Raw genomic sequence first — 13,461 nt, forward strand, 5'->3', positions numbered from 1 at the left:
ATGGATGCAATTGATATTTTTGATAGTTTTATTTCGTTCGTACAAGCAGGTATAAAAAATAGGGCGCGCCAATCGCTGCTACAACAACACCCGCTGGAATGGCGTTTGGTGCAAATATCGTCCGGCCGACCGTATCGGCTGTCACCAGAATCACCATGCCGATCAGCCCGGCGGCGGGAATCAAGTGCCGGTGCAGTGGCCCGACCAGTCTGCGTGCCAGATGAGGGGCGGCGAGTCCAATGAAGCCAATACCTCCAGCTACAGATACGCTGACAGCAGATAAAGCAACGGCGGAAAGTAGCAGCAGGATGCGCCGCGAACGCACGGGTGTGCCGATGCTGGTCGCAGCGGCATCCCCTAGATGGAAGGCGTCCAACGTTTTGGAACGGCTCCAGATATAGGCGATGCAGATCACGATCCAAGGTAGCAAAGCCTGTACATGAATCCAGTCACGCCCCCACACACTGCCTGCAAGCCAGCGTGCAGCGAAGGAATACGTGTCCTCGTCCAGACGCAGCGACAGGTAAAGCGTAAGCGCATGGAATCCAGCAGCAACAGCAATGCCGACCAGAATTAGTTTAATCGGTGACACACCGCTGTTTCGGTCATAGGACAGTAGCATAATAATCAGCGCGGCAGCTACACTGCCGGCAAAAGCAAAGAGTGGAATCAACAGTGCTACTGAGGTATCCATGCTGAATGACAGGCTGACAAAAACCATTAGCCCGAAAGCCGCCCCGGCATGCAAGCCCAGAATCCCCGGATCGGCAAGTGCATTGCGTGTAATGCCTTGCAGCGCAGCGCCTGCAATTCCCAATCCAGCTCCGGCAAGAACGGTGACCAGAATGCGGGGCAATCGGTAGTCAAACAGGATGATCTGATCCTGTTCGCTCCCTTGTCCCAGAAAGGTCTGCAGGGCGGCCAGAGGGGATACGCGAACTGTACCTGTATTCAGGCTGATGAGAATCACCAATGTTGCGAGACAGAGCAGTACAGTGCTGATAAGTACCGCTTTTTTGCCACGAGAGGTTTGATTAAACTTCTCTAAAGTAAATCTGACGACGGATTTCATTCCCCGTTTCGTCACTACAAAGCCCTCCTTTCTTTGCGGGCCAGATAGAGGAAGAACGGTACGCCGACAAAAGCAACCATAATGCCTACCGCCAGTTCCTGAGGCGGATTCACGATGCGTGCCCCGAGATCAGCGAGCACAAGCAGAATCGCCCCGAGCAGGGAAGACAACGGAATGATAAGCCGATAGTCTACGCCCACCAGTTTACGGGAGATATGGGGGATGACCAGCCCGACAAATCCAATCGAACCTACAGCGGAGACGGACACCCCTGCGAGCACAACGACAGCAGCAAGAGCAAGAAAGCGAGTCCAGCGCAGGTTCATCCCGAGATTAATGGCGACCTCTTCCCCGAGGGACATCAGTGAAATACGACGTGCGAGCGGCATGGTTAATAGTAGTGTGAGCAGCAGCACCGGAAGAATCAGTCTCAGATGGCGCCATTCTATTCCTCCAAAGCCACCCGCATACCAGAAGGCCAGGTCCTGGCTCAGGTCGAAATAAATGGCTACTCCTGTGCTCAGAGAACCGAGCATGGCAGCAATGACTGCGCCCGCAACCGTGAGTCTGATTGAACTAAGCCCTCCGGGAGCAGCCATGCCAAGCAGGAAAATGAGCAATGTACCGAGCACGGCTCCTATAAACGACAAAAGCATGATCCATCCGTAAGATAATCCCGGCCAGAACGCAAAGCTTAATGCCACAACAAACGTTGCTCCAGCGTTAATGCCCAGGATGCCGGTATCGGCCAGTGGATTTCGAGTAATGCCTTGTATCAAGGCTCCGGCTACAGCAAAAGCGGCTCCAATCACAGCGGCAGCCAGCACGCGTGGCAGTCTCAATTCATGAATGATCTGATGCGGTGTCAGAGCCGGATTGTACTGGAAAATGGCTGTCCACACGGTTTCCAGTGTTAATCCTTTGGCTCCTAATGAGATGGCAACAAACATGCTGATCAGCAGGATCGCGATGGCAGACAGAAACATCAGACCAACGGTGACTGCGGATCGTTGAGTCTTGGACGGGCGATGAGGCAGTCCCGGATGTTGGATACGGGTCACTCCTTTATAACAAATAACATCTTTCGTTGTTATTGATTATCATTATCAATTAGTGAATATTATAAAATCTTAATCCAGGCCCGTACATGGCATAAATTAAGATTTGGGAAATGGACATTTTTTAGATTACAAAAGTATGGGCTTGTTCGTCAACATCGAGAGCGCTTCCTCTAGCTGGATGTTGATGGAATATGGTGCGTACACAACCCAAGCGTTCCAATCTACAAGATGTACACGGCCGCCGCGAACGGCGGGATGGCTGTTCCATAGCGGATCATTCTTTAATTTTTGCAGCAGTGTTGCTGGGTTATGCAGGTTGTCTGTTGCAAGCACAAGCACATCGGCTTCCAGACCGTCCCATTGACCGGGTGTAAACGGCATCCAGTTGAAGCCGATACCGGGAGCCTTGCCCTTCAGTTCTGCCTGAATACGCTGTGGTGCATGGAGTTGCAGTGTCCGGTAGAACACATGACCGAAGTTGCGGTGGCTGTACATCCGCGGCCCTTTGGCAGTTAATGTACCTACAGCTACAGTGAGGCTGCCAGCCTGTTCTCTGATCTTCTTGCGTGCACGCTCTGCTTTGCGCTCATGCTTGTCCAGCCATTCTTTGGCCGCCTGCGTCCGATCTACAATCGAAGCGATCCGTTCCAAATGGCCGAACATGTCGGTCTGGTTCCACGGGACGGTAATGATGGGTGCGACATCACCAATATGTTCCATCGCTTTAGCCGCAGCGTTATCTTTGGTCAGAATCAGGTCGGGATTCACATCGAGAAATGCCTGCCGCCCTTGTTCCCACGGTTCATAGGCATGAAAAGGCATGGTAAGCGACCGGGGCAGATGTGGCAGATGGCCTTGAATCTGTGCTGCACAGGGTGTGATGCCAAGTGTCATCAGATGATCGGTATAGGGATAAGAGAGTGACACAATGTTGCGATGAACTTGCTTGGCATAAGCCGTTGGGGCATAACCGGCATAGTTACGAAACCGTCTGCTGAAATAAAACTCGTCACGGTAACCGACCTCACGGGCGACATCACGAATACGCAGATCGGAGGTCAGTAACATTTCCTTCGCCCGGTTCATACGCAAATGAGTAATGTATTCGATTGGATTTTTGTGCATCCGGCTTTTGAACAGTTGAGAGTAATAGGACGGATGCATGCCAGCCAGTTCGGCTAAGGTATCCAACTTAATCTCATGCATATAATGTTGCTGTATATATTGCAATGTTGATTTTAACCAGGACTCGGGATCATCCTGCTCCGATTCTTCCGTAGGGCTTGCATGTTCTTCAGGCCACAGTAGATAGAGTAGCTCGGCTAATAGCAATTGTGCTTTGATTTCACGGGATGCTGTTTCGTTATCGGGATGTGTAAGTTCGGTCAGTTGTGCAGCGATCCGTTGAATGCCATAAAAGGGCCCTTGAATCCATCCGGCAACAGGTGAATGAAGCTCACGTTCATAGATGCGCTTCGCTTCTGTTTTCTCCGTCACTCGAAACAGGTCAAATTCAAGAACATACAACTCAGCATCTTGATCGACATCTGACACAAGTTCCAGACGGGTTCCGGGTGGGTACAAACAAGCCGCTTTGCGAACGACACGGGATGGCTCGGCATCCACAACCTGTGTTCCCGTGAAGCGATGCATATAGATGAAGGTATGATGCGGGAGTTCGTCCGTCTGCCACCGGAAACGCTGCTGTGTGTTCACATGCTCTGCCCGCCGGAGTTCAACCAAGGCATGATCCAGGAACTGGTGAAGTTCATTGCGAACGGTTGAACGTGCATTTATATGATTTACATCGCCGCTAGGGCGTACAGTCCGTTTGTCGTCTGAAGGTATGCGGTTATGGCCTTGATTTGGCTCAGTGATCATGGCGTACCTTCCTTTCATTAGGGGTCATTGTGTTCTTCTAAAGGATACATGTGCTCATGGTGTGTCTCCAAGTTATCTTAGCAAATCTGTTACGGAATTGAAATGTGATGAAGGGAAGCAAGCTTTTCTGACGAAAACGTTTCTTTTTGGTAAAATAAGAGAGATACCATGTTGGCTTGTCTGAATCATGAACCTTGTAATACGCAAATTGGTAGTAGGGAGGATGGACGTATGACACAGACAGCGGGACAGGATAAGGTACGATGGGGCATTATGGGCACGGGATGGATTGCATCCCAATTTGCCAAGGATTTGGCACATGCGGGGAATGCGGTGAAGGCAGCGGTTGGTTCACGAACCGCAGGCAGTGCGGAGAAGTTTGCAGCCGAATATGGTTTTGAACGCGCTTACGCTTCATATGATGAATTGCTGCGAGACCCTGAGGTGGATATCATCTATGTGGCAACGCCGCATCCGGTACATAAGGAAAATGTGATGGCCTGCCTCGAAGCAGGCAAAGCGGTACTTTGTGAGAAACCGTTTACGATGAACTCACGTCAACTGGAGCCGCTCGTGGAAACGGCGCGAGAACGGAAACTGTTCCTGATGGAGGGTATGTGGACTCGCTTCCTGCCGCCAATTGTGCAGGCACGGGCATGGATTGCGGAAGGTCGTATTGGTGAAGTACGGATGGTGCAGGCAGACTTTGGATTCCGCATCGGCTGGGAGCCGGAAGGACGGTTGCTTAACCCGGATCTGGGTGGTGGTGCGCTGCTGGATGCCGGAGTATACCCAATCTCTTTCGCGTCAATGATCTTTGGTGAGCAGCCTCAACATGTCTGGAGCACAGCGCACATTGGGGAAACCGGTGTGGACGAGCAATTTTCTATATTGTTGTCTTATTCCGAGGGGCGTTCGGCGTCACTGAACGGTGCCATTCGTTTGAATCTGAACAATGAGGCCGTAATTTATGGTACGGAAGGCCGAATTCGTCTGCCTTTTTTCCTCGCAGGCAAAGAAGCCTATTTACATGTGAATGGACAGGAAGAGCCAGAGAAGTTTGTGGATGATCGGGCTTGTCTCGGGTACGCGTTTGAAGCAGAAGAGGCTGGACGCTGCATTCTGCAAGGGCGAACAGAGAGTAATACCATGAAACTGGACGAATCCCTAGAGATTATGAAGCTGATGGACACGGTTCGTCGGCAGTGGGGATTGCGCTACAGATCGGAGTAAGCGCCGCTGACTAGAGAGTGTAAAGCACTTATTCATAATGCCTAAGATGCACGGAGGCTGGATGGAACGCTGGAAATGCCGGGGCGTGTGAAAGATTGTAAGTTTAGAATTGTAAGTTTAGAGATGTTGATTGGTGAGGGTGGCCTCTCTGTGATCTCTTATCCAAATTGTTTTTTGTGTTATCCAATATTGGAGATATGTTCCATGCTTATGGCGAGTATTTCCTGTGAGTGATGTATTCCAGTCAGGTTATTGTGATGGCATCTGTGTTGTATCCGTAGAGATAAACAAAGGGTTGGTTAAAAAGGGGAGCTGGAGTTGTACAGCCCTTGCACTTGCATTTGTATAATGGAAGAGCAAAGTTAGTAAATGGTTACAATCTATTTAGGAGAAACAGAATTATTCATTTCGATTTTTACATCAGGAGGGAGTGCAGCAGTTAATGAAGTTTCTGATTTCGGGATTTGAGCCTTTTGGTGGGGATACGGTAAACCCGACGGGAGCATTAATGGAAGCGTTAGCGTATGAGGTAATTGAAGGAGCTGTAATAAAAACCGTGCTGCTGCCTGTGAATTTTGATGAGTGTGCCGACATGCTGATTGCAGAGATGCAGGCCTTTCAGCCGGATGTTGTTATCGCCTGCGGGTTGGCAAAAGGTAGAACGGCAATTACGCCAGAACGCATCGCAATTAATGTGAAGGATATTCCGCCCGGATCTTATGCGGACAATCAAGGTCAGCGCCCTGTGGATGAGTTGATTGCAGCTGGAAGTCCCGATGGTTTATTTTCTACCTTGCCCATCCGGAAGATGGTTAATGAAATGATGGCTGCAGGCATACCGGCAACGATATCCAATACCGCAGGAACGTATATATGTAATAACACGATGTACCGGGTGCTCGATTACATTCGGTTGCAACAGCTACCTGTTCAAGCAGGCTTTGTTCATTTTCCGGCTTCGACAGAGATGGCTGTGCAGGCACCTTCTATCCCGTCTTTGCCACTTCCAGTGATGCTGGATGCACTGCGATCCATGATTCGCACGGTTATGTCGGAGACGGAAACAAATAAATAAACTGCCATTATACCAAGCAGTAACGAACAACCAGGTAATCAATAAACCAACAAACAATCAACAACAAGGTAACCCATAAACCATAAGCCGTAACCCGTAACCCGTAACCCGTAACCCGTAACCCATAAACGAGAACCCATAAACCAACCCAACGAATAAAAGGGCAACTCCAATACGTCACAAAGGTGGCGAGAGGAGCTGCCCTATTCATATGTGGTTAGTTTGGTTTTTTACGTATATCTCTCCCAATCAGAGGGGAGTTTTGCGAGCTAGTATCCAATATCAAGGGGTGAACCTTGTTTAGACTCATTCTTACTGCGCGTTAGACCAATAGTACTGCACAACTATCTGGCGCAAATTCTAACGATCCCCACAGACGCTATTTACACCAATTTGGCAGTTTTAAAATTCTAACGATCCGTAGGAACGCTATTTCACCAAAATAGACCAGATTGAGATGAAAAGAACCATTTTCGGCTAAATAAGGTTTCTGATGATCGTTAGAATTTGCAGAATGCAAAAATGAGCCAAATAAGGTCCGTCAGGATCGTTAGAGATAGACAGTACATAAAAGATGGGTCTGGCTATTCAGCAACCAAGGTTATGCTCGAAGTTAAATACAAGTTAGGTACAACTTAGGTATAGGTGAGGTAACGCTTGTTTTACATGTTACTTGAGACACTAATGAGATATTGGAAGTGAACATGTATGTTGGAGAAACTTAGACTGCTAAACTATAGCATTTAAAATTTCCAGCATCTAAATTGCCAATATCAATTCAACAACAATTTTACCTCCCAATACAGAGAGCACCGTAACGTGAAGGTTAGATCTTTAACAAGTTCAGGTCGAACTCGGGAACCAGTTTTTCTTGCATGGCACGACCAAGCAGTGCCGTAATCGCAGCATAACCATCTTCACCCAAGTTAGCACTGAATTCGTTGACGTACAGGTTAATATGTTGAGCGGCTACGTTGGGGTCCATCTCTTGTGCATGTTCCATAACATATGCTTGCGATTCTTCTGGATGAGCCCAAGCGTACTGGACAGAGGCGCGCGCCCATTCAGCCAGAGCGTGAGCATCCAGATCACGGCGGGCAATAATAGCACCGAGTGGAATAGGCAGGCCTGTGTCATTTTCCCACCAATTGCCGAGGTCAGTCATCAGTTGCAAATTATAGTTTTGGTACGTAAAACGTGCTTCATGGATAACCAACCCGGCATCGATTTGACCATCACGAACGGCAGGCATAATTTGTTCAAAAGGCATGACAACAATTTCACCGACATCCCCAGGAACATTTTGCGCGGCCCAGAGACGGAATAACAGATAGGCTGTCGAGCGCTCGCTCGGTACGGCAACCCGCCGTCCAGACAGGTATGACGGATCAGTTGTTCCATCAGCTGTCAAAACCAAAGGACCGCAACCTCTGCCCAGAGCACCGCCAGCAGGTAACAAAGCATAGTTTTTCAGTACATAAGGCAACGCTGCATAGGAAATTTTCATCACTTCCGGAATGTCTGGTCCGATTGGACTTGCAGCAAGGCCGTTCGTTATATCGATATCCGCATAGCGAACTTCAAGCTCAGGTGCACCAGGAATCAGACCGTGTACCCATGCGTGAAAGATAAAGGTGTCGTTAGGACAAGGGGAAAAAGCAATATTCATGATGTGATAACCTCCCGTAAAATAGAACTTGCTGCCTGGAGCGCATCCAGGGCATCCTTGATGCGCCAAGCGTCGCGGTCGCGTGGACCGACCGCGTTAGATATGCCGCGCAGTTCGAGCACCGGCAGGCCGAACTGCTGCGCAGCTGTTGCTACGCCGAAGCCTTCCATGCCTTCGGCGGCAGCATCTGGCACGCGGCGCAGCAGCTCCGCGGCCGCCTGCGCGGTTCCGGTCGCCGTGGACACGGTGACCGCAATGCCCCCGCTGACAGCGAGCCCTGCCCGCTGCAGCTCATGGCGAAGGCGCGCGGCAAGCACCGCGTCCGCCGCCACACGGGACGAGCCGAATCCGAGCTCGTCCACAGAGAGGAAGCCGTCTGGCGTCTGCGAGCCCAGATCGGCTGCAACCATGGCGTCGGCTACCACGAGAGAGCCGACGTCTGCCCGGCCGGGGAACCCGCCGCCGATGCCGGCACTGATCACCAGCCCATAGGCTGATGATCTGGCGCCGGTTCCGGCAACGGGCCCCGGCCCTGAAGATGCGGCTGTGCCGTGCGCCGCATCAAGTTCCTCTGGCGCGGCCGTGCCGTGCGCCAGTTCACGTGCCGCTGCTGAAGCAAAAGCTAGCGCAGCGGCAGTTCCGGCAGCGGCCGAGGCAGGGCCAACGCCCGCTGCAATAACATCAAACTGTGCTGCGGCATCATCACCCAAGCCGCGAAGGATAGCGTCTTTTTCCGCGTCCACAGCCGTTACAATCAGTATGCGTGAAGCAGGCCAGAGCCCGGATGTAGAAGCAGCCTTATTAGAAAATGTACCTTTTGTTGTATTCATGGGTTATTTACCTCAATTTTAATTGTAGTAGTAGATAGATCTATGTGGCTAAGCCCAGCCTTCATACGGTTATCGTGTTCAGAAGGCTATCTATATTTAGTATTTTGCAAAAATTTACATTCGTGTGCATGATGTGAAACCAACCCAAACCCAGCCCAAGTCACCCAATCTCGAAGGACAGTCATGGCAAAGTACGCACATTGTACTATCCTTTACATTATACTTATTCATACACATACACATACACATACACATACACATACACATACACATACACATACACATACACATAACCCAAACTCGTAACCAAACACGTATACGTAAATATAAATGTCCACTGTAGGGAAACAAATCCATCCTTTTTGTCTTTCAAAGAGTGGACAGCACTCTCCAAAAGAGCATATCCCTCCGTTAATAATTGTAACACTATATACAGATGAAATAATCAAAAATGTTATTTTTGATCTATATGTAGGTTTGTGGGTAAAGTGTAATCTTTTTAAAAAAGTGTCCACCTTTTAATAAACAAAATCCCTAAATGTACACGACAAGTGGACAAGCTATAAATATGATCATGTGCTATCCAAAAGCCGGAACACCGAATATCAAAATGAACATTCTTTCCACCACACTGCCATTCACACTGAATCACCACATCTTAACTCTTCCTAACTCACACTAAACTCCCCTACCTCATCCTAACTAACTCATTCTATCATTTTAACTCATCACATCACATCTAACTCACACTCACTAAGCTTGTTATGATCTAGTCATGCTTTGTCATACCTCGTTATACCTCATCTTAATTCATCATATCTCATTCTAAGCCGTTGTAACTCATCATAACGAAGGGACAGGCGCAGAACAACCTTTCGTACATATTCGCACCAAGCTCAGTTTCGAGCATATTTGCACCAGCCGAATGAGGTGGAACGACCTTTTTTATAGATGCTCTTTCTCTAAACTCTATTCGAAAGGGATACCCCTTTGAGCTTTTAGAAAATAACATGAGCGTTTTCTTGCGTGCTTTTTATATGTCAACTATACCATATTGATTGGTTTTGTATAAATTTTGCTATCCTCTTATTTACGCATGGAGTTAAAGTTGAAGATTGACAAACTGTACTAACTGTATTATTAATAGTAGTACAGGTAGTACACTGATAGTACACTAATAACACAACAGACAACATACTAAATTAAGAAAGGAGGTGCGGGATGTTCGAATTGGATGTACGCAGCCGTAAGGCGATCTATGAGCAACTGGTGGATAAAGTCAAAGAAATGATCGTATACGGTATTCTGAAACCCGATGAGCAGCTTCCTTCCGTTCGGTCATTATCAACACAGCTCACCGTGAACCCGAATACAATTCAAAAGGCATACCGTGAGCTTGAGCGAGAAGGTTATATTTATTCGGTGCAGGGTAAAGGAAGTTTCGTATCACCATCTGTGGAACATCCGAAGGAGGCTATGAAAGACGAGATCAGAGAATCCTTGGTGAAACTGATTGCCGAAGCTTCGTTTTCTGGTTTAACCAAGGCGGAGATGACTCTTTTATTCGAAGAAGCGATGGCCCGTATAGAGAAGGAGGTGCCGCATGATTGAGCTGAATCAAGTCGTTAAAGCTTTTGAACAGGAAAAGGCTGTCGATGGCGTAACCATGTACATACATAAGGGGTCGATCTATGGTTTGCTCGGTTCCAACGGGGCAGGCAAAACTTCGTTGCTCAAAATCATTGCAGGCATCTATCGTCAAGACCGTGGAACGGTGCGCATTAACGGAGCTGAGATATACGAGAATATAGACCTGAAAGGCCGCACTATTTTTATGGCAGATTCACCAACCTTTTTCCCGCAATCTTCGATTACTCAAATGGCCGCGTTCTATCGTTCAATCTATTCAAGTTGGAGTGAGGAACGTTTCAACCAACTCGCGGCTGTCTTCAAATTAGATGTAAAACGCAAGCTTCATCGCATGTCCAAAGGCATGCGCCGTCAGGCTGCGGTATGGCTGGGACTCAGCTGTATGCCTGAGGTGCTGCTTATGGATGAACCGATCGATGGACTTGACCCTGTCATGCGCCAGCAGATCAAAAACCTGTTGTTCCAAGAGGCGGCGGAGCGCCAGGTAACGATTATCATCTCATCCCACAATTTGCGGGAAATTGAAGATCTCTGTGACCATGTAGGAATCATGCACAAAGGCCAAATCATCGTGCAGAAGGATCTGGATGACCTTAAGGCTGATACACATAAGATTCAGGTTGCCTTCCGCCACCCGGATCATGCTGATTTATTGAAAGAACAAGTTCACATTTTGCATGAAGAAAAAAGAGGAAGTGTATCCTTGTACATTGTTAAAGGTCATCGTGAAGATGTTACCGCACAATTTCGTTTACATGATCCGTACCTGCTGGATGTGCTACCGCTGACACTGGAGGAGATTTTTATCTATGAAATGGAGGGTGCAGGGTATGACATTCAACCGATTATACTTTAACCGCGGCATCCTGTACCAAAATTTCAGGCAGCACGGATGGCTTGGTATTGTATATCTGCTTCTTTTATTATTTTCACTTCCGTTATACATCGGTACGCAGTATCGAGATTATACAGAAGAAATTAGCACTTTGTTTAGAGTGCGTGGAGAATTTCACTGGTTCTTAGCGATAACGGTTCCGGTAGTGATTGCATTATTCCTGTTCCGGTATATCCAGGCCGGTGGACCTGCTGATGTATACCACAGCCTGCCGCTGCAACGGAAACATCTGCTGACGATGAACCTGATGACCGGATATGTGATGATTCTGGTTCCAATCTGGATTACAGCTGGAGTTACCGCATGGGTGTCCGCAGCTCTGGATGAACCTGCTTTTATTTTCGACGGCAGTGTGATCTGGATGTGGGGCGTGACGATGAGTGTTATCTCTTTGTTCATGTTTATGCTGACCGTTGCGGTGGGCATGTGTATTGGACAGTCGATCTTACAAGGACTTACCGTGTATGGCATCAGCCTGATTCCATTAATTTTCTGGGGAACTTATGAGATGCATCTGAAGCGTTATCTGTTAGGTTTCCCAGATCATGCGCTTCGGTCCGGTATGGAGAGCATATCCCCAGTCGCCCGAATGAGCGTCCTCCAAGAAGCACCGGGCTGGAGCGAAATTGGGATCTATGCTGCTATGACGGTGTTCCTTATCGTTCTTTCTTATCCTTTATACCGCAAACGGCATGTGGAATCGGCATCGCAGGCCATTACATTCCGAATTGTAAAGCCGATCTTCCGTTTTGGCTTCATGTTGACGGTTATGCTGTCGGGTGGTGCGTACCTCGCTACAATTTCGCCCAGACATTCGGAGATGTGGGGTATTGCCGGGTATGTGATCGGAGGCGTTGCGGGATACATTGGAGCTGAGATGATTATTCGCAAAACCTGGCTGATCTGGAATCGCAGCTTATTACCAAGGTTTGCTGTATATGGGATTGTAGCTGCGGTCATCCTGTACGTGCCTGTTGCAGATTGGAACGGTTATGCAGCGAATGTGCCTTCCAAGGAGAGCGTGGAGAAGGTACGTATTGGAGGCGATCGTTCTATCTACGTTGATGGTACATATGTGAAGCTGGATGACAAAACGATGTACTCTAACACGGAGGGATATATAGAGGCTGTTCTTGACCTTCATCAGAAAATTGTGGATGCCGATCTGTCTTTTCAGGACAGAGGAAAGAATCAATATATACCAGGGGAAGAGAGTGTCATTATTGATTATAAGTTAAAGAATGGGAAAACCCTATCGCGGGAGTACACCGTTTTGGAGTCTCGTTTTCAATCCGAATTCGAGAATATGAAAAACTGGAAAGATTTCAAAATAACCAGATATGAAACTTATGCATTGGATAGCGATGTTCGCAGCGTCGGTATTCGGTCAAGCCTTCTTAGCGATCGTACCGTGTACATCAGTGATCCTCAGCTAATCCGGGAATTCAATGCGTTGTTAAAATCGGAAATTTTAGATCAAACGTATCAAGATCAGAAATCCGAATGGGGCTCATTTGCGTCAGCCGAAATCTATCCGAATGATGGGAATGAATCATCGGCCAAGCAGATATTGGATCGATCTAACCCTAGTTCAACATATGAGATTAAACCAACCTACACCCGTTTGATGGCATGGCTCAAAGAAAACAAGCTGTATGACCGGTTGCAGGTTTCTGTAGATGAAATTGCCTCCGCTCAGTTTATTAAACAGGAGATCGACAGCCCCGGTAAAGTAAAATGGGTCTATGCCGATTGGCAATTTATTGACGAAAACCTGAGGGGAGACCGGAAAGTCGCGACCAAAAACAAAAAAATTATTAGCGAACTGATTCAACGTCAAAGATCCGGGGTTTACACAGAACGGGACACTTTCTATCAGATTAAACTGAATTTGGTCAAAGATCAGAGCCTTTATATGATGTTAAAAGAGGAAGATCTCACCGAGGATATGAAAGTCATCTTGGCCGATCTATAACATGTTGTTGTTCTATACACTTGTAGTCTGAATGTTTGAACCAATCCAAATAGATATACGTTACGAACGCATAGTGTTTCAACATTTAGCTTGACCAGAACAATTTTATGGAATATATTA

Annotated in this window: 10 protein-coding genes; 5 read left to right on the top strand and 5 right to left on the bottom strand. The window is 47.9% G+C overall.

Translation table 11 applies throughout. The features are described from left to right. Positions 1 to 28 precede the first annotated feature (28 nt). From EC604_RS04960 to EC604_RS04970, 3 genes are all read right to left on the bottom strand, one after another. Complete coding sequence (locus EC604_RS04960; protein WP_123063403.1) at positions 29 to 1,072, bottom strand: FecCD family ABC transporter permease; 1,044 nt, start codon at positions 1,070 to 1,072, stop codon at positions 29 to 31. A gap of 14 nt (positions 1,073 to 1,086) precedes the next feature. Next, positions 1,087 to 2,058 (bottom strand): FecCD family ABC transporter permease, encoded by a 972-nt coding sequence (locus tag EC604_RS04965; protein ID WP_192895064.1) that lies wholly within the window; start codon positions 2,056 to 2,058, stop codon positions 1,087 to 1,089. Positions 2,059 to 2,259: 201 nt separating this feature from the next. After that, positions 2,260 to 4,014, bottom strand: a complete 1,755-nt coding sequence (locus tag EC604_RS04970; protein ID WP_161556861.1) for an AraC family transcriptional regulator — start codon at positions 4,012 to 4,014, stop codon at positions 2,260 to 2,262. 231 nt (positions 4,015 to 4,245) lie between these two features. Here EC604_RS04970 and EC604_RS04975 point away from each other — a divergent pair, with 231 nt between their 5' ends. Then, on the top strand, positions 4,246 to 5,247 hold the full coding sequence (locus EC604_RS04975; RefSeq protein ID WP_123063082.1) for a Gfo/Idh/MocA family protein: 1,002 nt from the start codon (positions 4,246 to 4,248) through the stop codon (positions 5,245 to 5,247). A 442-nt stretch (positions 5,248 to 5,689) separates the two neighbouring features. Continuing rightward, complete coding sequence (locus EC604_RS04980; protein WP_123063083.1) at positions 5,690 to 6,322, top strand: pyroglutamyl-peptidase I; 633 nt, start codon at positions 5,690 to 5,692, stop codon at positions 6,320 to 6,322. Positions 6,323 to 7,148: 826 nt separating this feature from the next. Here EC604_RS04980 and EC604_RS04985 read toward each other — a convergent pair. Both EC604_RS04985 and EC604_RS04990 read right to left on the bottom strand, forming a co-directional pair. Next, a complete protein-coding gene (locus EC604_RS04985; protein ID WP_123063084.1) occupies positions 7,149 to 7,991 on the bottom strand; it encodes a 1,4-dihydroxy-6-naphthoate synthase in 843 nt (280 codons plus the stop codon). Beyond that, entirely contained in the window at positions 7,988 to 8,821 is an 834-nt protein-coding gene (locus tag EC604_RS04990) for a futalosine hydrolase (protein ID WP_240036663.1), read from the bottom strand. Before EC604_RS04990 ends, EC604_RS04985 begins: the two co-directional genes overlap by 4 nt. 1,221 nt (positions 8,822 to 10,042) lie before the next feature. Here EC604_RS04990 and EC604_RS04995 point away from each other — a divergent pair. The 3 genes from EC604_RS04995 to EC604_RS05005 are packed head-to-tail and all read left to right on the top strand — an operon-like array spanning position 10,043 to position 13,341. Beyond that, on the top strand, positions 10,043 to 10,432 hold the full coding sequence (locus EC604_RS04995; RefSeq protein ID WP_123063085.1) for a GntR family transcriptional regulator: 390 nt from the start codon (positions 10,043 to 10,045) through the stop codon (positions 10,430 to 10,432). Beyond that, positions 10,425 to 11,327, top strand: coding sequence for an ABC transporter ATP-binding protein (locus tag EC604_RS05000; protein ID WP_123063086.1), 903 nt, complete (start codon positions 10,425 to 10,427; stop codon positions 11,325 to 11,327). Before EC604_RS04995 ends, EC604_RS05000 begins: the two co-directional genes overlap by 8 nt. After that, positions 11,281 to 13,341, top strand: a complete 2,061-nt coding sequence (locus EC604_RS05005) for a hypothetical protein (protein ID WP_151458048.1) — start codon at positions 11,281 to 11,283, stop codon at positions 13,339 to 13,341. The genes EC604_RS05000 and EC604_RS05005 overlap by 47 nt, the downstream gene beginning before the upstream one ends. Positions 13,342 to 13,461: the final 120 nt, after the last annotated feature.

Source organism: Paenibacillus amylolyticus, from assembly GCF_003719335.1.
GTDB lineage: Bacteria > Bacillota > Bacilli > Paenibacillales > Paenibacillaceae > Paenibacillus > Paenibacillus amylolyticus_D.

Bases quoted from the DNA above. Each gene is read 5' to 3' on its own strand.
- EC604_RS04985 (WP_123063084.1), bottom strand. From the start codon at position 7,991: ATGAATATTGCTTTTTCCCCTTGTCCTAACGACACCTTTATCTTTCAC.
- EC604_RS04980 (WP_123063083.1), top strand. From the start codon at position 5,690: ATGAAGTTTCTGATTTCGGGATTTGAGCCTTTTGGTGGGGATACGGTA.
- EC604_RS04960 (WP_123063403.1), bottom strand. From the start codon at position 1,072: ATGAAATCCGTCGTCAGATTTACTTTAGAGAAGTTTAATCAAACCTCT.
- EC604_RS04975 (WP_123063082.1), top strand. From the start codon at position 4,246: ATGACACAGACAGCGGGACAGGATAAGGTACGATGGGGCATTATGGGC.
- EC604_RS04970 (WP_161556861.1), bottom strand. From the start codon at position 4,014: ATGATCACTGAGCCAAATCAAGGCCATAACCGCATACCTTCAGACGAC.
- EC604_RS04990 (WP_240036663.1), bottom strand. From the start codon at position 8,821: ATGAATACAACAAAAGGTACATTTTCTAATAAGGCTGCTTCTACATCC.
- EC604_RS04965 (WP_192895064.1), bottom strand. From the start codon at position 2,058: ATGTTTCTGTCTGCCATCGCGATCCTGCTGATCAGCATGTTTGTTGCC.
- EC604_RS04995 (WP_123063085.1), top strand. From the start codon at position 10,043: ATGTTCGAATTGGATGTACGCAGCCGTAAGGCGATCTATGAGCAACTG.
- EC604_RS05005 (WP_151458048.1), top strand. From the start codon at position 11,281: ATGAAATGGAGGGTGCAGGGTATGACATTCAACCGATTATACTTTAAC.
- EC604_RS05000 (WP_123063086.1), top strand. From the start codon at position 10,425: ATGATTGAGCTGAATCAAGTCGTTAAAGCTTTTGAACAGGAAAAGGCT.